This is a genomic window from Paenibacillus sp. TY11 (assembly GCF_059772165.1).
The window spans coordinates 46921-68887 of record NZ_JCBAIQ010000011.1 but is presented as its reverse complement, the minus strand read 5'-3'; the positions used below and the strand labels follow the sequence as shown (position 1 = coordinate 68887).

The window sequence follows — 21967 nt, the reverse complement described above, 5'->3', positions numbered from 1 at the left end:
TGAATTATGATTCATAAACCCATACACGCATTTCCCCTTTGGCCCGATTGCACCAGGCGTAGTAAGGAATTGCCGTGATTTGTTGAGGAACAAATTCAGGAGGCTCCGAGCTATATAATGCATCCGAACTTTTTACCCGGTATCCCTCTATGGTCAGCTTTACAATTCCACCCAGCAGGTTTTCGCTGAACTCTTCCGTAATGAGGCTATCCTTCGGCAATCTTAACCCTGCCAAATTCGCCCCATTATCCACTTCTTCCAGACAGAACACGACTGGGCCGCGTTGGAGAGCAATTTGCTGCTGGTTCATGGAGACAAGCGGATTGCTCCGGATGCGCTCAACCGGCATAGCCAAATGCAGAGTTACCACATCTCCGTCCTTCCAAGTACGCTGAATCTCTATATAGCCTTTTTCCAGATGGTCTAATGAAATGGTTTCCCCATTCACCTTTACCTCTGCCTGCTTGCACCACCCTGGAATTCGCAGTGCCCATTTAAATGAAGTTGGCTCTGTTACGTGGATCGAAAAGGTTAGATCCGCATCCCATGGGTAATGATGAGTTTGTGTAATTTCAACCTCTTGACCAGATAAAGTCATGTTCACCTTGCTGGCAATATAAAGATGCGTATACAACGTGTCCTCGGTCTGGGTGTACATATGATCTTCGACCGAAGCGATCATTCGTGCCAAATTGGGCGGACAGCACGCGCAGAAGAACCATTTTTGCCGTTCTGTTTTTACATGCTCCTGATCTTTTCTGGATTTTTGAAAAGGATTAACTTCCAGCGGATTCACGTAGAAAAACCGTTTCCCATCTAGGTCCATTCCACTAATCGTCCCGTTGTATAGTGCACGCTCCAGAACATCGGCATATTTCCGGTCCGGCGCTAAGCGCAGCATACGATTAGCCCAAAAGGCCAGCCCTACAGAGGCGCAAGTCTCACAGTACATGCTGTCATTGGGAAGATCATGATGGCAAGTGAACGCTTCCGCATTTACAGTAGATCCGATTCCGGCGGTGATGTACATTTTGTGATTCGTTACATCATCCCACAGCGTTTCACAGGTTTTTAACAGGGAAACATCCCCCGTTTTCGCGGCCAAATCCGCCATCGCAATGTACAGGTACACCGCTCTTACCGCATGGCCGACAGCCTCTTTTTGTTCCCGCACAGGTTGGTGTGCCTGCTGATATTCGAAGCCTAACCCAAAATTAATGTTGTTATCATCATTCCAGGTGGGCTCTGTTTGAATGTGTTTTCTGTTTTCTTGTTCCTCCGCGAAATAAATAGGATGCTGCCCCCGCTGTTCAATAAAATATTGCGCTAATTTGAGATATTGATCCTTGGCAGTTACGTCGTATAATTTGATTAAGGCCAGCTCAATTTCTTCATGTCCCGGGTAGCCTTTCCGTTTCCCTTCTTCCGTACCAAAAATCTGCTGAATCAGGTCTACGTATTTCTCCATAATGTGAAGAAACTTCGTCTTGCCCGTCGTTTCATAATAAGCAACAGCCGCTTCTATAAAATGCCCTGCACAATACAGCTCATGATTATCTCTTAGATTCGTCCAGCGATTATCGGGTTCCTTGAGCAGATAGTACGTATTCAGATATCCATCCTCAGCTTGAGCTCTTCCCAACAACGCAATCACTTCATCTGCCCGCTCTTCAAGCGCAGGATTCGGATGATCCCTTAAGCTAAAGGCAACCGTCTCCAGCCATTTGGCAAGATCACTGTCCTGGAAAACGGTTCCATAATACTCCCCACTGGATTCCCCGGCTGCAATCCTAAAGTTTTCAATCGCATGACTGGGTTCTGTATCTGGTAATTCATCATTTAATGCTTTCCACTGATAAGGAATAACCTCTTCCGCCACAACCTGCTTATACTTTTCCCAAAATAAATCATCAACGATGACATGCTTAACTGGCTTTGCCGTTTTCATTGGATAAACATCCCTTCCTGTAAATAGAACGCTTTCATTTTTGAAAAAATAAGGATAAAGTAATGATGATACTGACCAAGCTAACCTGAGTTCCCCTTGCTACAGTCCTTATTTTATCAACCTGAATTTATAAAAAAAATCGCGATCTTTAACTAAAACTTATACGATTTCACACACAAAGGAGCTAGCTTCCATGAGCAAAACAGACTTTCTATCATTCCTTGTTCCTCCCCTTCCTTATTTCATTGAGGGGAATTTTACTACATATCAAAAAGGGGATTGGCACCCGAACCGGTATAACTTGGGTTATTTTGACGTAATTATTATTAAAGAAGGATTGCTGCACATCGGTGAGGAGGAGGAGTCGTGGAAGGTAACTGAAAATTACGCTCTCATTCTTGAGCCGGATAAACACCATTTTCCCATTGAGGCATGTACAGAACAAACCTCCTTTTACTGGTTCCATTTTCAAACCAATAGTATGTGGTGCGCACAATCCTCGCCCAATCTTATTATACCTAGCACCCCCATTCCCGAGCTGCATTTTCATTCAGAACATACGACCATTCATTTGCCCAAAATTCAAAAAGTGGTGAATCCGCATGAGCTATTTTCTAAATTAGACTACTTATTATCCTCTACTTTAAAACCTAGAAAGCTGGCATTATGGGAGGCCCAACAGACGTTTGTGAACATTTTCCAGAGTTTGGAGTATGATCAGAATAATAAAGACAGCTCCTCTAAGTTGGCGGAACAAATCGAAATATACCTAAAACAGAATTACAAAAATACAATCACCAATAAAGATTTGGAGGCCCATTTTCACGTCCATCAGAACTATCTCGCCAGATGCATGAAGGTCGCTTTCCAGCGCACGCCGCTTGAGTATTTAATGGATTATCGACTGGATCAGGGGCGTAGTCTTTTGCTGCAAACCGACTGGTCCGTCCAACAAATCACAGAAGAAACGGGATTCTCCCAAGCAAGCTATTTCTCCAAGTGCTTTAAAGAAAAGTTCGGGATGTCTCCGAAGAATTACAGACAACAATACTGGAAACCAGCCAATTGAATGCTTACATCTCCTTTACATTTTCATCGCACTCTTCTTATATTGTCCCTTTATACTAAGTCAGTTATATGATCCTACTTCAGAAAAGGGGTATACATATGAAGGTAGCTAAATTCGCATTATTAACCGTTTTGACAGGGGCTCTCATTACTCCTGGGACGACCCATGCCGCAGAGGTGCAACCCTCCGGGTATACACCACTACGAACACTAGCAGATACCATGGGAGCCACAATTACATGGGACAGTGACGACAAGTCTGCTTTGGTAAAGCTGAAAAACGGTATCGTTGGAACCTTTACAGTTGGTGAGAAGCAATATCGCCTGGCCGGTCAAACCGGAGAAGCGGACCACGAAATTAAGATGGTCGGTGAGAATATATACCTCCCTACCAAGCTTTTTGCCACGCTTAAGGCAGAAAACAGCAAATATACTGATCCTAAAGACGCTGTTCCTACCTATAAAGTGACTCCTTCTGCCGAAACAGAAGCAGTGGAGGATGGAGATGACGCAGCCGACGATCCTGCGATTTGGCTCAACCCAGCCAATCCGGAGAACAGCAGAATTGTGGCAACCAATAAAGGTGGCGGGATTCTGGTCTACGATCTGGAAGGCAAGCAGCTGCAAAACTTTAAAGTCGGAAAAATGAACAACGTGGACATCCGTTACGGGTTTACACTGGGCGGTAAAAAAATTGATATTGCAGGCGCGACCAATCGCACCAACAACACTGTAGATATCTTTGCTATTGACGGGATATCAGGAACGCTAACAAACGTGGTTAACAAGCCTATTAAATCATCTATGAAAGAAGTATACGGATTCAGCTTGTACCATAGCCTCAAGACAGATAAGTTTTACGCGCTCGTATTGGGCAAAGAGGGGGAATTTGAACAATATGAGCTGACTGACAACGGAAGCGGCAAAATTGACGGCAAGCTTGTCCGCCAGTTCAAGCTCGCTACGCAATCCGAGGGCATGGTGGCTGATGATGAATATGGTACAGTCTATATCGCTGAAGAGGATCACGCCATTTGGAAATATGATGCCGAACCAGACGGTTCTTCTGAGCCGCTACGACGTGTTGATATTGCAGATGGGCGCAGACTTCAAGATGATATAGAGGGAGTTACATTGTATTACGGCAAAGACGGCAAGGGATACCTCATGGCCTCCAGTCAAGGAAACAGCAGCTATGCAATCTATGAACGGCAAGGCGACAATGCTTATATAAGCAACTTTACAATCAGTGCCAGTCCTACAGTCGACGGTACCTCTATCACAGACGGTATTGATGTTCTTGGCTATGGGTTAGGCAAAAATTTTCCTCATGGTATCTTCGTTGCACAAGATGATGAAAATCTTCAAAACGGAAAAAAGTTGAATCAGAACTTTAAAATGGTGTCTTGGGAGCGAATCGCCACGGGAGCACCCACTCCACTAACGATGGATGATGGCACCAATCCGCGTGAATTGGTAAACAGAAGCACGCACTAATGCCCTTCAGAGAAATTAGCTCAATATCCTGACTCTATTCATAGAAAAAACCCGCTCAGTGAGCGGGTTTTAAATTTTTTACAGAACATGAACGGTGTGCGGTAAATGCAGAATTCTCCGCTTAACCCCTCAGCCTTGCTACGCTTTAAGATCCAGCACCAGCACATTGACCGAGTTAGCCGGTAAATGTAAGAGGACAGAATTCGTATCAAGCGAAACCTGTTGCTCGGTAGGCACTACCTTCTCATCATTCTTCTTGTTCACGTTAGGTACATGAACAAGCGAGGAATCGCCGGTTAGTGTAATCAGCTTAGCGATGGACTCAACACTTAAATCTTGTAGATTCAGCTGCGTTGCCTTATTCACGTTATCGGCATTCACCAGTTTCACATATACATGCTCAGCATCTTTGGTCACCGAGTTGAACACGTCTCTGTTGTAAGCCTCCAGCTTGTAGTCCAGCACTTTGCTGGTTGTCTCGCCGTCGGTGTAAGAGCAGATCAGGTTGTTGCCCGTTTCACCGCCATAGTTCACCGTTATGGTGTAGTCCGTGTTGTCAGCCAACTCTTCATAGCTAGCTGCTCTCAAGTTACCTGCCGCTGTACTGGAAGAGTAGTCACCCAATGTGTAGCCTTCTATGCCTTGCTTGTAAACCTTCACGCCGGTAGCCTTGCCGCCATAGCCGATCGCGTATTCAACGACGTCCTTTTTCTCCGCAGAAATATCGGTGAGACCCGCACCCACATAAAAGCCGTCCGTGCCGGAAATGCGGGAAGCGACCACCTCTACCTTGTAATTGCTCCAGCTGTCGTTCAAGATGTACAGACCATTCAGACCGCTATCCTGAGCTTTGAGGACAAGCCCCTTGCCTTCCTCCACTGTAGAGCCCACGGAACCGGGAATGACCTGCCAGACTGAATTCAATTCCTGGGTAAAGTCTTGATCCAGCAGCACACTGCCGTCCTGGTTGGAAGTAACGGTCACACGCTTAATCATAACTTCGGCATTGCCTGTCGCGATTTCAATTCCACCCTGAGGAATGAGATCCGTTGGCTTGCCGTTTTTGTAAGTAGAGAAAGAAGTGCTCAATACTTTATTCCCCAAATATTTAGCATACATTTGCTGTACATAGTAGTTCGGCGTAAACCACACCGTTTCGTCGTCGAACCAGATGCAGTCTGGCGTCCATCTGTAGGTTCCATCCGTCAGCACCTTGTTAAACAGCGGTGCATAGGCAGCCAACCGAACGACATCGGCATTATTTTCGAAGCCCGTCATCACCGCTGCCTCTGCTACAGCGCCTGCCAATGTATTTTTATCTGTTGAGGCGTACTCCCCGACAAAAACCTTTGATGTCGCTTTCCAATTTATACTGCCGTCCACGTTATAAGCTCTGTAGTAGTAGTTATAGCGGTCCACGTTATTTAGCAGGTACTCGTTAGAACGGTAGTAATGCTCGTCTGCAATCGTGTCCATATAGTCCTTTTGCTTCTCATACCAGGTTACCGTTTCTTCCGTCACCTGGTTACCATCTGCAAAGGCAACCTTAGCCGAACCCTTCATATTACCGCTCAGGAACTTCCAGCCCTGTTGATAGGCATCGTCGTCTGCTTGAGCGCCAACCGTGGAGATGATATGCAGCTCATAACCTGGGTAGTTTTTCTCCATGTACTCATCAATAGATGTCTTGAACACTTCAAAGTTGGCAAAGAACTCTGTGCCCCAGTTTTCGTTCCCCACGCCCAGATAATGCAGATCGAACGGGGCTTCATGGCCCATTTTTTTACGCATGGCAGCCCATTCATTATGTTCAAAATCCACACTAATCGCAAAGTCGATCAGGTCCGTAAAATTCTTGATATAGTATTCTCTTAATGCGCCACCAGCCGGATGAGCGTAATCCGAGCGGGCTTGGCAGAGAACGCCACAGGCCATAACCGGAAGCGGAGCTGCATTCAGGTCTTCTGCCAACTGGAAATACTCCATATAACCAAGGCCCATGGTCATCATATAGCCCCATACATTAAAGTTTTCCTTGCGAAGCTCGATATCCCCAATCGATTCCTTCCAGTCGTATACGTTTTCCCATATAAACGAACCCTCGGAAATACAACCACCTGGAAAACGCAAAAACTTCGGATGCATGCCAACCAGTGCGTTCACCAGATCTTTTCTCAGTCGGTAGTTAGGATTACCCTGGAAGTTAGCATGTGCCGATGGGGATTGCTCTTCCTCTCCTGCGCCCCATACATCTTGTGGGAATAAAGAAACCATATCAACCGAAATGTCCCCTTCAAACGTAAGCGCCAGCTGCCCGAGAACCGTAGCTGAGCCTGTCAGCACAAGCTTGGAATCGATGCCGTACTTCTTCCACGTGTTGCCGCCTTCCACCTGTATCGTAACCGAATCACTAATAGCCTTTTCATTTGAGTCTTGCAGTTGCAGTGTGATTGTGCCCGCTGAATCGGCCTTCGCCCAGATGGTAAACTCATACTTGGCACCCTCTTGGATGGACATGGCACAATTCTGGTTAGAGTCGGAAAAGCCCTTGTTCCGAATCGTTGCACCATCCGCTACCGTCACATAATAAGAGTTCACTTCTTTGTCTTTTGCGCCTAAAAACTCATTTAATCCACCGCTATGTTGTGGGGTCATCTTCTCCGTATCACCCGACCAGGCGAACAACGGGTTGCGGTTTCGTCCTGTAGAGCAGCCGCATTCACCGGAAGCATGGGAATACGTATCGAACTCGAAAGATTCAAAGGAGCGATTCTGAACGAGTTCTGCATAAATCCCGCCATCTGCCGCGTTATTGATATCTTCATAGAACAAGCCGTACATCACTTCGCTGACATCCAGTACTTCCTTATTTCCATGAATGGTCAACGTGTACGGGGGTAGCTGTTCTGGAAGAACGGATACTTCAAAGCTTTCTTCAATCTGGCTTAAGCCCTTCGTCAATAAGGCTGTGACGGTAACCCCTTGTGCAGAGGTAATCGCCTGCAACTGCCCATTGTCAGAGAGTATACCAGGTTGGCTGGATTTCCAGGTTACTTCTACTCTTCCGCCCATCAGAACGGTTGGCAGAGTTATGTCCTTGGTTACAATCGTCGTTGGAAAGGACAAATACTTATCGCGAGCAAGCTTCACGATCTCTTCATCTGTCAACGAATCGCACATGACCTCAATGACTTCATCCGCCGACAAGCCTGCTTTATAAATTCGGAAGTCTGAAACGGAGCCGGCAAAGTCTACATCCGCTGCATGTTGGGAACGACCGATAAAATTGGTACTATAGTTGGACGAATCTGTAAACGTTTCGAACCATTTACGCAGCTTGGCATAGTTCCCGCTGGAGGTTTGGCTGATAGAGCCGTCCGCTACTACCTCACCATTAACATATACCATCGGGCCCGCGCTGCTTAATGTGCCGCCTTCCGTACCGATCACGGACAGGGCTATGTGCATCCACTCATCCCTGACAAAGCCTCTTCCCGGGTCTACGGACAAATCTGCCTCGGTGAAAAGAGTTCCGCGCAGATTCCGTGTCATGAACATATAGGGCCCTGTATGGGCTTTACCAAAGTCAAAAACACGTTCCCACATATCCGTAAATCTGCCGAAGTTGACCCAAGCAGTAACCGTGACACCCGTGTTATCGCTTACATCTTTAAAAAGGTCGGAAGGAAGCTGGATATAAGACGTACCGTTGGGACCTCCCTCAAGCGTCAAAGCCGCTCTTCCGGTAGCATTGGAGATCGTAGGTGTTACTGTGCCTGAAGCAACCCCGTCATTGCCTTGCCCTGAGCTATCTTTGCCGACATTTCCTGCATCATCAAACTTATACCGCGCAATGATTTGATCTTGGAATTTGGTCATCTTCTTTGCTCCTATACCTATAGTTTATTAATGTAATAACTAATTAGTTAATATAAATACATACTATATAGCTATAGTACCTTATCCTGTGTACCTTTTTCAATCAAATAAATCGGATCTCTAAGGAAAATGCTCGAACAAACTACATTAAAAAAAGCAGCCATCACAGAGGATACTCTGCGACAACTGCTATTTGGCTTGCAGGACTACTTAGCCAGTTGAAACTTTGTTGAAATGAAGAAGTTCGGCGGTAGCTATGGTTACACGTTCAATTTCTGTCCACAATTCGGACAGAAGTTAGCTCCTTCGTTTTTAGTACCGCAATTCGGACAAAAATTGGGCTTTTTACCATATCCAGATGGAGAGGGGGCAGCAGGTGCAGGCTGAGTCTCAGCCGGAGGATTTGGGTTTGGGTTCAAGTTTTTCATCATTTCATTCGCTATATTCATCCCCATCATCATACTCGCCATATCCGAAGCAGCACCGCCGCCTTTTACATTACCCGATGCAATCCCGTCCGTCATCGTCACTTGTTGGTACTTTTGCAGATTACCGATCATTTCATGAGAAGCTGTCTTCGTAATCATATCTTGGATTTCTTGAGGATAATTGAAGCTCATCACATGAAAGCCTGTAATCGTCATACCGTTGTCCATCACTTGCATGTCCAGGTCTTCTTGAATACCCTTCGATATATCGCAAGCGTTCGCCTGCAGATTAAACATGTCCTTGCCTTCTCTGCTGATCCACTTCATCAATAACTGATCCAACACCGAAGTAATCCGTATTTTAACATCCTCAACCAGATAACTGTCCTTCACCCCGGCAATCTTATCGATGAGCGTAACATAATCGTTCACTTTAAAATTAAATGTGCCATTGGCACGAATGGGCATACCGCCTGGCAGCTGGGAAGTCGGGATCAAAACCGGATTTTGCGTCCCCCATTTGACGGTAAACTCCTTTGTATTAACGAACAAAACCTCCACCCTCATGCCGCTATTAAAGCCAAACTTGAACCCTTTTAACGTAGACAGGAAAGGGATAATGTCAGAGTCCATGTTATACGACCCTTCATTCTCAAAAATGCCTTCAATCTTGCCGTTATTTACAAAAATCGCGTCTTGACCGGAGCGGATGATCAATTTACTGCCTTTTTTAATTTCACGATTACTCCACTTCCAGAAAATCATATCATCTCTAAATTCTTCCCACTCTACAACATTTGCAAATTGATTTCTGAAGAATCCCATACTGTATCCATCCTTTCAGTTAAAATGATCCTCTGCTGCCGCTATGCGAATGACCGCCGCTGGTAGTTCCGCCACCACCGCCTGAGCTGCTGCTACTGCTGCTCTTTTCAATCTTCCGTTTCGTTGTCGTTGTGTGAAGATACTGATCTCGATGCTCCAGAACTCCTGAAGTGTTCGCATCCTCGTAGGTCTGCCGATTTACCGTAACCCGACCGCCGGAATTGGAAACCATCTTGCCCACAATAATAGACGCCAATCCCAGTGCAACCGCCAAATGAAGCCAGCCTTTAAAAAATATACTGTCCGGATTCACCCCTGGACGGATTGCCAAATATCTGTGCGCGCTTAGAATATACTTTTGAAATGCCAGCCCATAGTTGCCGTTCGTCAGATCCGGGCTAATCTCATGGCGTATTTTAGTAAGCCTGTCATCATCCAGATACCGTTCTGCCTTATAAAATCCGGCCAAGTACACCTCTCTATTTCTCATATCCATCGTTAAAATGACCGCGTTCCCATGAGATCTGTCATACCCAGGGCCATGGTCATCATAAAAGTCTTGCGTCATTTTCATAACATCCATATTGTTGGGATTGAGGGTAGTAAAAATAATAATGTCCGTTTCTCTTTCCGCTCCGTATTGATTAGCCATAGCGTTCAACACATCATACTCTTCCTGATTAAGCAGACCCGCTTCATCATAAATCAATGGCTTCATTTCTGTCGTTGCTGCTTCGCCCTTCATTTCCATAGGAAGCGCCAGAAAAACAGCAAAGAACAACAAAACGGCTATAATCGCTCTATGCTTTTTCAATAAAATCCCCCTCCCATCATCAACCAAGTGATTAACCTCAATGAAAAGAGAGTAATGCCGAAAATGCCTGCAAACCAAGCCGTCACTTTGAACTTGCTAATCGGAGGCTTACCGACTACTTTCCCCGTCTGGCCGTTCATCGCAAACGTATGCTCCAATTGGTTGTAGTCATAGTGTATGACCCATACCGGGAGCAGGACATAATCCGCTTGCTTTAATGTAGTATCAATTTGCTTTTCCGTATAACTCACGGCCGTATACTCTGACACCGTAGACTGAATATAAGCATCAATATATTCCTTCACTTTGTCTTTAACTCGCGGGAAAAGCTCTTCTTCGTTATAACTGTACTTTTCCGCAATATAACCGGCTAGATATGGTGTTTTAAAGGGCTTTAGCTGATCGTATGGAAAAGGCTCCAATTTATCCATCAGCTCATCGTTCATTTTCTCCGCAGCATCAATCGGAACCTTTACATAATTCAAACGGATTTTCCGATATACATCAAAATGCTTCGTTTCCGTATATTCGTAGTCTCCGCTCGTATAGGTTCTCACTTGGGTACCTTCACCTTGAACCTCAATTTTATTATGTAATTCGTATAACCAGAAGGGCACATACATCCCGGTTATTCCCTTGATTCGGTCTGCTATCATGAACCGATTCGGCGTCAGACGGCCATTCTTGCACCATTTTTTGAAAGCAGCTATGGCTTCTTCCTTACTGATTGAAAAAGGAATAACCTGCGCTGGAGCCAGCTTCCCAGTCAGTCGATCCCCGAGAACCACGGCAGAACCACAAAAGCTGCACACCGTTGCACTCGTCTCCACTTCGGTCATAATCACTACTCCGCAGTTATTACAATGATACTCATGGGCCTCATCTTCTGAAAAAATACGATTCGTCAGAGGATCAGGAATAGATTCGATATTGTCTTCTCTTCCGCAACTATGACAGGATAACATCCCTGTCTCACCGTTAAAGACCATGCCGCTGCCGCAGTTTGGGCATTTGTATTGGATAACCGGCATCTGCTCACCTCTTCATGTAGAAACTGTTATGATTCCTTATGGTTGATTTTTTCTTTGATTGCAGCCAGATCATCTTCTGCATTGGTACTCCTCTCGTATTGTGCAAGTAAAGCATCCAGGTCGTCCTTCGTTCCTGTCCGAAGCTCGGCTATAGCCATCGCTTCATCATACGCTCTGTTCACCTTCTCTTCCATGACTTCGAAAGCAGAATTCTTGCTGCCCATAGAGTTCAAGGTTTGCTGTGCTTTGGCAACCGCCATTTTCCCTTTAAGTTCAGTACGCCGCATTTCCAACTGTCCTATATCAGATAGCAATTTATCCTGCATTTGTTTCATATTCTCGGCGTTTGCTGAAGCTAAGTCATAAGAGGTTTGTAGTGGTTGCATTTTCTCCGCCTGCGTTACCTTTCTCTCCAGGAACTTTCGAGCTTCTTCATCATTACCGGCTTCCACGGACTTACTCGCATAATGCTGGAGCTTTTTGATCTCGGCTTTGCATTCATCCAATGCTCTTTTCGCCCTTCTCTCATCAGCCAACACTGAGGCCGTTTCTGCTTTCACCTTGCCCAGATCGCTGTTCAAGTTCCGCATATAATCGTCAATCGTCTTCTCCGGGTCTTTCACCTTATCCAATAAGGCGTTAACACTCACCCTCATAATATCCCTAAACCTCGACAAAATTCCCATGATGACCTCCTTCGAAAGGACTACATCCCACCATATCATACATTAAATCCGGTAAAAAATGTTCATCATAGCTATATATACTGACCTATTGATCAATTTCGGGATTCGGCCAATGGATCAGATAAAGATCATAATAATCCAGGCCTCCTCTGTATAATGACTCTTCAATTGTTCCAATGGCTTCCTGATAAGCATGTCGACGACCCGGTAGTTTGGAGCAAATCAACAATTCCTCTCTTCGTACAGAACACCTCTTCAATGTTCGGGCAAAATACAGCAAGCCATTCATTCCTTATATCTTATATACCCACTAGGTTAAAAAGATTTAGTATAACCTCTGAAACAAACCTAATCGGGACATTAAGTTTTATTAGTTGCCCGTTCAATATAAGGATTGGCATCAGCTGTGAATTCATTATCAAGTTCTCTGTTTGCTAAATCAAAAAAGTGCCTGATCCCCGTCGAAATCACACTTGAAGTCACGGGGGCCTGGCACTTGTATCGTACTAACAAATCATATATTCCACTTCATAATATACTTGGGTGTCCAACACTAAGTCGATGTAGACTATATTTTTTTACTTCAAGCCTTTCCATACCCAGTTCTCTACCTCTGGTAAGTCAATGCCTTCTTCGCGAATGAATTGATGATGTTTCTTACCGGAAATACAGTAATGCCACCTTGCAAGGTAATCTCACGGATGGCATAAATGGAGTCGAGCCCTTGCCCAAAGATAACGGAACACAATCACCTATGGGTGGGAGGCTACAAATACATCCGCAATAAGACCAAGCCTGTTTCGAACTTTGAGAGATGTTTGACTAGACCAGGCTACAATCCTTGAATACATTGTTATTATTTATCTTGTTCAAACGTTTTCTAATAAGAATGGTGGGGGGAGATCATATTGGCTATCCGCTACAGCATCATCATTCCAACCTATAATCGAGCCCAGCAACTGTTGCTCACACTCGCTTCATTTGAAACACAAACCTATCCGAAGCAACTATTCGAAGTAATTGTAGCTGATGACGGTTCTACAGACGAAACGAAAGAAATGGTCGAAGGCTTCAAAGCATCCTATCCTCTTATCTATGTGTCACATCAGGAACAACGCGGTCGATCTGCCGTTAGAAATTTGGGACTGCGCCGTGCGAAAGGACTATACATCATCTTTTGCGACGCTGACTTTCTCGTGTTGCCTGAATTCATTAGGATCGTAAGCCGTTACCACCGTAAACATCCCATGGCCGTGCTTTCAGGCATTCCTCACTCGTGGGACGATGCTTTCACCCATTATTACCCTGACTTTTCCCCTGAAGAAAAAGAGCATTGTCGCAACATACTTACACAATCAGGCTTATGGAATGCCGACTTTGAAGCAGCGAATGAAATTATTCCGATCATAACGCCAGAAGATATCCTTCATCAAACGGGTGCATTGTCAAAAGTAATTAGCCCCACAAGAGTCCCTCCAAATACTAAAAAACAATTTGCCACAACGGATGTAGCTCCCTGGATGTTACTGGTGACTCGTTGTGTAGCCATCAGACGCAGCCACTTGATTCGTATTGGAGGTTTTAATGAACGGTTTGTGCTCTATGGACTCGAAGACTGGGACCTTGGCTATAGACTGCATCGCTTAAAAATCCCTTTTTATTGCATCAAAGAAGTGGTCGGATATCATCAGGAACATCCAACCTATCTCAGAGGAAACGTGTTAAATACGGAAAATCTGAGAATCATGTATGAAACTTACGGATTCAATGACTCCTCGTTAAATTTATTCGCCCTTATCCCTCCATCCGAGGATTTTGAGACCTACAAAAATACGTTGCGGGTATTGCGCAGGGGATTCCGCTCTAAGTTAACACGCTCATCAGCACTGTTATTAAGAAGAACACTACACATTGCAGCCAAACAGTTCTACGAACAAAGCCATACTCATGCATACAAAAAATCATTACACTTGATAAAAAAGAAAGCAGCGAACCGGAAAAGTCGAGTCGCTCATGTGTTACGAGAAATGCTAGTGAAGTCTGAAAAGCTGGTGGAGTAGCAAGAGGCCGGAAGGACACAAAACACATGAATTTTTCCCGTAATAAAAAGACTCCTCCATCTGAGAGCAGGCCAAACTCGGCAAGCTGTCTTATGGAAGAGTCATATGCAACTTTTTCTTACTTTTGTTTTTCCGTTAATGTTCTCACTTTAATAGGATGCAGATTCGCCTCGATTTGAGCCCGCTGCGGTTCATACCACTCTGGCAGCATTAATTCCTGTCCCAAAGATTCAGCAGGTTCATCGTTAGCAAATCCCGGTGGATCTGTAGCAATTTCAAATAGGATGCCGCCCGCTTCTCTGAAATATATCGCATTAAAATATTGGCGGTCTATAATGGGAGTCGGCTGATATCCATAATGCTGGACTGCGCTTCTCCATTCTTCATGTTGTTCAAAATCTTTTGCACGCCACGCAATGTGATGTACCGTGCCTGCTCCACCAAAGCCTAAACCCATTTTGGCGAGCGGAACATCTACGATGTTGCCGATTTCTCCTACGGACTGATAACGGGCATATTCTGCGTCTTCAGCGATTTTCGTAAATCCGAGTATGCTCTCCAATGCATCCATCGTTCTCTGTGGGTTGACGCTAAATAGCACGGCCCCTCCAAATCCCTTAATTGCTTTATCAGCTGGAATGCCACCGTAAGACCAAGTACTATTCGCTCCCGCTTCACGTTCGACAAGCTCAAGGCGTAAACCCTCATTATCCTCGAATTGAAGATATTGTTCAGAAAAACGGCTCGTTTTCGTAACTTGAATATCAAAGCTTTCCAAGCGATGCTCCCAAAAATCAAGTGAACCTGGGGGTACCACATACGAGGTTATGCCCACTTGGCCACCTCCGATTCGTCCTTTAGGAGTTCCTGGTGCAGGAAAAAAAGTAATGATTGTTCCAGGACTTCCTGCCTCGTTGCCAAAGTACAAGTGGTAAACCTCAGGAGCATCGAAGTTGATTGTTTTCTTCACTAACCGAAGCCCCAGGAGGCCGGCATAGAAGTCGACATTTTCCTGCGGATTACCGGCAAAAGCTGTAATATGATGGATACCTGTAGTTTGAAGTGACATATGAAACCCTCCTTTAATCGTAGGAACCTTTATTTGTTGTTGTTGATGACTTTTAATGGTCTAAACATCATGTTTTATCTAAGTAATGCATCGATGGAATATGAACCTGCTCCTGTCAACGCAATACCAATTACGACTGCAATAAGAACTAGCGGATATTCATAGCCGTTAGCTGTTGCCCAGATCCCGTTTTGTCCATGTACTTTGAAAATTGCTCCGAGCATAGTCACCGTAATCAACAATGCAGCCAGTGGAGTGAGTAGTCCTAAAGCAAATAGAGCTCCTCCCAACAATTCCATCAACCCAGCAGACACTGCCATGAATACTCCGGGCTTAATGCCGATCGATTCCATCCAACCGCCGGTGCCCTTTGGACCATAGCCGCCAAACCAACCAAAAAGTTTCTGTGCTCCGTGCCCCACCAATAACAATCCAATCACCAAACGTACCAGTAACAATCCACTTGCCAACATAAAATCCCTCCCATATTATATTTTATTTAAAGATTTTCGAATTAGAGATATTAGATAAAATTAAACTTATTGTTTAACGATTTGGGCCTGTTCTTTTTTTAGTTTTTCAGGAGTAACATCATCTCCATGTGGATCATAAATCGTAGCGTTCAAGAGAATGCTTTTTACAGAACCCCGAAAGATTTGAAGGTATTCTTTGCGAAGATCGGTTTGTTCCGTTTTTTCGATTTCAGTTAACCCAACTTCTTTTGCTTTGTTTGCAAGCTGGTTAATTCTTTCTAAAATTGTAAGCATGTTATATACCTCCCTATTCAAAATTTTCTGACGTTTTATCTTTAATTTATTTATCTTGATATAAAGATATAATACTTTTCTATCCTTGTCAATACTTTTTCGAAAAGAAAAGAAGATGAGCTCTTGATTGCTTACGGAGAAAAAGAAAAAGCAGTTATCACAGAGGATGCTCTATGATAACTGCTTTATGGCTTTCAGGAGCAAATCACCAGCCGAACTTCCTGAGATCAAGAAGTTCTGGCATAAACTAAAGGATGCGGTTTATAATTTTGCACTTGAAATTGAGGATAAGTTCACCGAGGTCAATAACAAGACTAAAGATCCAGAATTTGCAGACTACATTTTGAATGAGATGATTGAAGAATCTGTACCCAAGAAAAAACCAGGGCGGCCTTCAAATCAAGATCTTAAAGAATTAAAACAACAACAGGAGGCAGAGAAAGGATCTTTCCGAAATATCCTCAGTCTTGTACAACTGTTAGCAGCAGGTAGTAGTATGACATGTCAGGGGCTAAAGCTCTTCTCTAGACCTAATCCAAATGTTACAACTCAAACTATTGCTGATGCCGATATGTTCTTGGACTGGTTAAACTACGAACGATAAAAGAGTCCATACAACGTTCAGAAAAAGATGACTATGACAACATTCTAGAAATCATCCATTGCATTCAACAATACTGGAATGAAATTGAGGCTGTAAGCGAAAGTCCCACCGTTAACTCTGTTTTAAAGGAAATAGTACATCAGATTAATAGGTTTTATCCAGGTGGCTTCACTTGCAGGAATGTAACACTAATTCGCTATCTCATATTAGCTATGCTCGCTTTTGGAAAACACCAGATGATACTTGAATTTTTAAAATCGGATCAGACCAAAACGCTGTTTAACCAGTTCGTTAATCTTCCATTTGAAAAGAATAAACAAAAAAACAAGGTGAAAAATAATGAGAAAAATAGGTATTGCATTGGGTAATGGAGTAGCCTTCGGGTTGCCCGTAATTATTGTTTACATTATCCTTATATTGGCACTGATAGGCTTGTACACAATTTATTCTACGTACCGGGATAATATCTAAAAGTTATATTATGTTAAATTATTGAAGTGATAACTAAGAGTCAATAGTATGACGACGGTAATATAGTTGCTCTTAAACGGATAAAACTGGAATAAATAGTTATAAAGAAGTCTGCATTTTTCTTCGTAAATATGTATTAGTACTACTCACCGTAAAGCTATAAAACGTCTTTTCTCTTTCCCTTTTCCAATCCAAAAAAAGCGACGATACCGACGAAAGCGTCAAACTTCGCCAAAGTCAGTATCGTCGCTTGTTTCTTTTAAAATTATACTCGATTAATTCTCGATATATAATTTAACCCTTTGTTTAGTTTAGTGATTTTAAAAATTGTACTGCACCTGAGTAGAGTCCTTGACTATTATGATAAAAAGAGAATAGTGTATTTATTTTGCTCATAAGTCCAATCGCTGCACTAATAAATCCTGCTCCATCTTTAGTCTCGCTCATCGTCTAGTGATTCAGAAGTATTTGTCCCATGTTGGATTCAATTGCTCTTCTAACATCCTTAGAACCATTAATCCTAAAGTCAACAACCACTTTTTTTGTGAATTGTATATTATCATCGAGTGAACAATCTTAACTCACATATTAGCTTTTTTAGCGAACATATTTTAACGCACAAGATATAGTATAATACAGGAAATCGACTGGATCGATTCCCTGTATGATTTAAAACTATAGTTGTATGTCCTCTAATCGTTCAATCGGATTTCCTATAGTCGCCTCTTGCCGTTCCAATGGGTCATAATTGCGGAGATCGTTAAAATCGAGTCCCGTTAAGCCTTCGATCAACGACACTTTCACCTGAAAGGTCATGAATGCTCCGGGAACGTCTGCCTCCAGATCGTTGAGGAAAGGCTTCTGTGAAACAAGGTATGCAGTAGTGGATCGCTCTCCGTTATCCTTTACAACTACCGCAACCTTCCAAAACTCCTCTGGAATTTGAACGCCACGGTAAACGATATCGTTCTCTCGAAAGATGGGACCGGTGAATACAGTCATTTTTTGTTGATTGTTTTTTGCATGATTCAGAAGGTAATCCTCAAGACCGAGCCATAAATTGCTGCTTTGATTAAAGCTGCAATGTTGGGGCGCGCAGTTAGTAAAATGGAACGTATCCTTATTCGCTTCTTCGGAATTAGTACCCCAAATTGGATCTCTTCTTCTAACCAAATGGCCCTTGTCCACCTTATTTCTTTTGTACAGCTCATTGCCGCATTGATAACTCTCGTCAATTCTTGGATCGTACCGCCAATTATCATCTCTTTCAGCATCTTTAGATTGCTTTCCGTCAATATTCACAACAGTATAAAAAGCCAGGCGTCGGGATTTACTCATTACGATGGAAAAATGAGTGTAATTGAGAATATTTTCTCCATTATCTAGTTTCGCCACATCTCTTGCTAAAGCCGAGCTGAGCTTGGGATGAGGAACATCCTGCCCGTCTCCTAAAAATGCTGGATCATGCCCGGTAGAGCCCTCGAACCATTCCAAGTTGAATGGTTCTCCCACAACCATACTCTCTTCCTGGTCGGAAACAATAGGAACATTGTGGCTCAAGTTTTTTATCAGTGTTTTTTGCTGTTCCGAAAGAGAAGACGTATTCTGTTCGATATAATTTAAAATGCTACTGATACGGGTTCCTTCATTGGCGATAAATTTACCGGAATGATCTGGATCAGGGACACTTGCATGATGTAGGGCAATAACCTTCCAGTCATCACTGAAAACTGCTGAGCCAGAGGAACCCTCGCAGGTATCGGCAGTGTAATGGATAAAGTTATCAAGCATGTCGGTAATTTTGTTCTCCCGGATGACAACCGCCTTATGGTGTCCCTCTGGATGCTGGATAATAGAGACATACTCCCCTAAAAGGATTTTCCCCGTTTGCTTTACAAGCGGCAAAAAGCCATAATCTTGAATGCTCTTTCCAGCCGCCGATCTCTCCTGAACAGCAACTAAGGTAAAGTCGAGCTTTGAATCAGTCATAAAAAAGATTTCCGGTGCTAATCGGAATTGCTGAAAGACTCGATCATTGAAGTTTATATCTTGTTCATAATCAAATTGGGCAAGACTCATACTTGCTATTTCGGGATTTCTCAGTACATGATTGTTCGTTAGCAGTAGTTGGGGAGTGACTAGAAATCCCGTCCCATGCCCCGGTTCTCGTCCGCTGCCATTATGAATAACAATTCTGCAAACCGGTTTCCCCGCTATAATTCCTTTCTCCAAATAGTGAAACGGAAATAAATCATTTCTGCCAATGAGTCGCTCCAGAGTAAACTCATCTCCTGGTTGAATCATCTCTTTTCGTGAAGCTACTCGGTCGGGATTATCTAACTCAACAGGTGTTTTGGTTTGCAACCCCACTAAATTCCGTTCTCTTATCGCGATTCTTTCAACATAACGCTTCATAGCGGATTGTTCTTGAGCCTGTTTTGCTGTTTTTTCATCTACTGTAAGAATAGACATGTAATTCATCCTTCCTTCGATTTATTTGCTACGTTCCAGATACTTTTTTATACAATGTAGAACACCTAAATTGGATGCAAGCACATGACAATCTGTTATCTGTATAACACGGTAACCCAATGATTCCCAAAGTGTTTTATTTTCCAGGTCAGTTTTTTGTAATTCAGTCCATTCCTCATATCCGAATGTTGGAAGCCACACGGTCTTGCTTGTTGTTGTTCGCTCCACTAACGCGTTATTGTAGGTGCAAAAATACCACTGCCTTGTCTTCGCTTCCTTATCATCAAAATACGCCATAGGGAGCGGGTTGCGATGCACTTCGAACCCATCCCGGCTTAATTGTTCGGCCACACTGTCAAAAACATCATTCATAGAGTGATCCCATAGCGGAACAGCCAGTAAATCTGCTGCCAACTTGGGACTGCCAACCAGAACTACATATTTGCCTGTTTGATTTCGTCCAATAAGCGTAACAAACATATCAATATGAAAGAGGGGCTGTTGGGTTCCATCAATGTTTCCGAAATAGATATGCTCCGTCCACAATTCTCCACCAATGGTCACTCTTCTTGAGCGTTCGGTAGGAACAGGTACATTACTTTTAACGTAAAACAATTCTCTTGTGGAATCTAGATACTGTCCATAAGCGTGATAAACCGTTTGTTGAGGCGTTTCGTCGCCGTCCGGAAGTATGGCGTCATTTACGTATTTCAAAGTCAAAGCCGGATAATCGGCTCCGATAAGAAAAAAGGTATCACCAATTAGAATATTCCCTCCCTGAAAGTGAAGCGGAGTTTGAAGAGAATCAAATTCTGTTCCGTTTGAGATATATTCTGCAACCATGGAATCTGCATAGCGAATAAAATCGAGAGGCTCTAAAAAGTAATATTTGTCGGTATCGGAGTCGTACACGATGGAGTAAGCATCCTCAGCCCATACACTAAAATGTAGATTGTCTGGTAAGACAATTATGGTTGATTTTTCATACCTGTTCTCTTCCTGCAACCAAGAGTGAACTGCTTCTTCACTGCCTTTGTTAACAATAATGAACAGTTCCACATACTCGGGGAGCTTATGCAACAAGTCCATGTAAATCGCCTTGTAGGGGTTTTTCCGTTGGGCAGGGTCATGAACGGCATAAGAGGGAATGGTCAGCAATATTTTTTTTAAGGCACCTTCGGATGAGCTTATCAACTGAGGATTTTTTAAATGTGCTTCAATGATTCGGGTTGATTCAAGGGCAGTTCGCCCTTCTTTATCCGCTTGGTGATGAGGTATTGACCCTGATATGATAGGGTAGTGGGGCTGCCGAATAGCTTCCGTTTCCTGTAGAGCAGACACTTGCATCAAACCTTTCTTATGAATTTATCGATATCGTATCCCTTAAGTAAGCCATATATTCATATGGGGCCATCTTAGAAGGAGGACGCTCACTGAAACTGTTAATAACGAAGAAAAGAATCAACTGATTTCCCTAATCAGTGAAGCCGAAATACGACCGGGATCTTTAACCTTAAAAAGCGACGATACTGACGAAAGCGTCACTCTACGCCAAAGTCAGTACCATCGCTTATTTATACCTGAAACATTTAGAAGGCCACTCATCTTTCTACTGTCGCTTATCATTCAGATAAAGCAAGACAATAACATCTACTACCCAGCGTTAATTGCCCCAACCTATTCCAATTCCCTCAAAGGAAGTCTCACTTTCATTCAATCCCTCAGGATCACTCGTTCCAATCGCTTCAATTTCTTTCTTGGTTAATATTATGTCATTATTTAAATCTTTAATCTTTCTCGTGTATATTGATTTAAGAAGATCAACTTGTTCATCCGTCATCTCATAATAATCTCGCCAAGATTCAACTGCTGAATCATATTCCATTAACTGTCTTTCTAAAAGATAGCCTCCATTTAAAACGATCCTTACTACGTTATCTATAGAGATCATGTTATCCTGATCCCCCCAGAAAGCTGTAGTAATGGAAGGGATGGGCACACCATCTTCCCCTTCTTCCAGAAGATACTCCAAAGTTTCGCTTTTCGCTAACTCCAAGACTTCATCGGGTGCTCCTTTAAAATAATCAATAGCAGCTGTAACATCAGAACGAGTAACATTATCATTTCGGAATGCTGCAACACAATACTTTTCACTGAATGTAATTGTTGCTCTCCCACCTGTTCCGTCAATAACACTATAGTTCATTCCATCCCAAGAATGTTCATAGGACAGTTCAGGATAATGGGCCACCATAATTGCGTGCGCAATAGATGAAAGTATACATCCCTTCCAAAGATCGTGTTTATTCCATCCTTTAGTTATCATTATAGGCTTCATTATGGTCTCC

16 protein-coding genes and 1 pseudogene are annotated in these 21967 nt (G+C 43.4%); 4 read left to right on the top strand and 13 right to left on the bottom strand.

Annotation, left to right across the window (positions count from 1 at the left end):
- Positions 1-4 precede the first annotated feature (4 nt).
- Complete coding sequence (locus AC6EJC_RS14260; RefSeq protein WP_444954526.1) at positions 5-1948, bottom strand: glycoside hydrolase family 127 protein; 1944 nt, start codon at positions 1946-1948, stop codon at positions 5-7.
- A 193-nt stretch (positions 1949-2141) separates the two neighbouring features.
- Between AC6EJC_RS14260 and AC6EJC_RS14255 the strand changes: the two genes are divergently transcribed.
- Together AC6EJC_RS14255 and AC6EJC_RS14250 are read left to right on the top strand one after the other, a co-directional pair.
- On the top strand, positions 2142-3017 hold the full coding sequence (locus tag AC6EJC_RS14255; protein ID WP_444954525.1) for a helix-turn-helix transcriptional regulator: 876 nt from the start codon (positions 2142-2144) through the stop codon (positions 3015-3017).
- A gap of 98 nt (positions 3018-3115) precedes the next feature.
- On the top strand, positions 3116-4513 hold the full coding sequence (locus AC6EJC_RS14250; protein WP_444954524.1) for a phytase: 1398 nt from the start codon (positions 3116-3118) through the stop codon (positions 4511-4513).
- A 138-nt stretch (positions 4514-4651) separates the two neighbouring features.
- Here AC6EJC_RS14250 and AC6EJC_RS14245 read toward each other — a convergent pair whose 3' ends face one another.
- The 6 genes and pseudogenes from AC6EJC_RS14245 to AC6EJC_RS14220 form a co-directional block, all read right to left on the bottom strand.
- Positions 4652-8392 carry an alpha-L-arabinofuranosidase family protein gene (locus AC6EJC_RS14245; protein ID WP_444954523.1) on the bottom strand — a complete coding sequence of 1247 codons (3741 nt, stop codon included), beginning with the start codon at positions 8390-8392 and terminating at the stop codon, positions 4652-4654.
- 260 nt (positions 8393-8652) lie between these two features.
- Positions 8653-9645, bottom strand: a complete 993-nt coding sequence (locus AC6EJC_RS14240; RefSeq protein WP_444954522.1) for an SPFH domain-containing protein — start codon at positions 9643-9645, stop codon at positions 8653-8655.
- Positions 9646-9664: 19 nt separating this feature from the next.
- Positions 9665-10459 carry a TPM domain-containing protein gene (locus tag AC6EJC_RS14235; protein ID WP_444954521.1) on the bottom strand — a complete coding sequence of 265 codons (795 nt, stop codon included), beginning with the start codon at positions 10457-10459 and terminating at the stop codon, positions 9665-9667.
- Entirely contained in the window at positions 10456-11490 is a 1035-nt protein-coding gene (locus tag AC6EJC_RS14230) for a TFIIB-type zinc ribbon-containing protein (protein ID WP_444954520.1), read from the bottom strand. Before AC6EJC_RS14230 ends, AC6EJC_RS14235 begins: the two co-directional genes overlap by 4 nt.
- Positions 11491-11516: 26 nt before the next feature.
- Entirely contained in the window at positions 11517-12176 is a 660-nt protein-coding gene (locus AC6EJC_RS14225) for a PspA/IM30 family protein (protein WP_444954519.1), read from the bottom strand.
- A gap of 88 nt (positions 12177-12264) precedes the next feature.
- Positions 12265-12435 (bottom strand): annotated as a pseudogene (locus AC6EJC_RS14220) (aldo/keto reductase); the annotation flags it as partial.
- 649 nt (positions 12436-13084) lie between these two features.
- Here AC6EJC_RS14220 and AC6EJC_RS14215 point away from each other — a divergent pair.
- Positions 13085-14236, top strand: coding sequence for a glycosyltransferase family 2 protein (locus AC6EJC_RS14215; RefSeq protein ID WP_444954518.1), 1152 nt, complete (start codon positions 13085-13087; stop codon positions 14234-14236).
- A 118-nt stretch (positions 14237-14354) separates the two neighbouring features.
- Here AC6EJC_RS14215 and AC6EJC_RS14210 read toward each other — a convergent pair whose 3' ends face one another.
- The 3 genes from AC6EJC_RS14210 to AC6EJC_RS14200 form a co-directional block, all read right to left on the bottom strand.
- Positions 14355-15305, bottom strand: coding sequence for a ring-cleaving dioxygenase (locus AC6EJC_RS14210; RefSeq protein WP_444954517.1), 951 nt, complete (start codon positions 15303-15305; stop codon positions 14355-14357).
- A gap of 74 nt (positions 15306-15379) precedes the next feature.
- Complete coding sequence (locus AC6EJC_RS14205; protein WP_444954516.1) at positions 15380-15778, bottom strand: DoxX family protein; 399 nt, start codon at positions 15776-15778, stop codon at positions 15380-15382.
- 66 nt (positions 15779-15844) lie between these two features.
- The gene (locus AC6EJC_RS14200) at positions 15845-16072 is read right to left on the bottom strand and encodes a DUF896 domain-containing protein (protein WP_444954515.1); all 228 of its coding nucleotides are present in this window, start codon (positions 16070-16072) and stop codon (positions 15845-15847) included.
- 127 nt (positions 16073-16199) lie between these two features.
- Between AC6EJC_RS14200 and AC6EJC_RS14195 the strand changes: the two genes are divergently transcribed.
- Positions 16200-16676: a hypothetical protein gene (locus AC6EJC_RS14195; RefSeq protein WP_444954514.1), complete on the top strand. Its 477-nt coding sequence runs from the start codon at positions 16200-16202 to the stop codon at positions 16674-16676.
- 1146 nt (positions 16677-17822) lie between these two features.
- Here AC6EJC_RS14195 and AC6EJC_RS14190 read toward each other — a convergent pair.
- The 3 genes from AC6EJC_RS14190 to AC6EJC_RS14180 form a co-directional block, all read right to left on the bottom strand.
- Complete coding sequence (locus tag AC6EJC_RS14190; protein WP_444954513.1) at positions 17823-19619, bottom strand: DNA/RNA non-specific endonuclease; 1797 nt, start codon at positions 19617-19619, stop codon at positions 17823-17825.
- Positions 19620-19640: 21 nt separating this feature from the next.
- Positions 19641-20708 carry a hypothetical protein gene (locus tag AC6EJC_RS14185; RefSeq protein ID WP_444954512.1) on the bottom strand — a complete coding sequence of 356 codons (1068 nt, stop codon included), beginning with the start codon at positions 20706-20708 and terminating at the stop codon, positions 19641-19643.
- Positions 20709-21282: 574 nt separating this feature from the next.
- Positions 21283-21957 carry a hypothetical protein gene (locus AC6EJC_RS14180; RefSeq protein ID WP_444954511.1) on the bottom strand — a complete coding sequence of 225 codons (675 nt, stop codon included), beginning with the start codon at positions 21955-21957 and terminating at the stop codon, positions 21283-21285.
- Between the last annotated feature and the right edge of the window lie 10 nt (positions 21958-21967).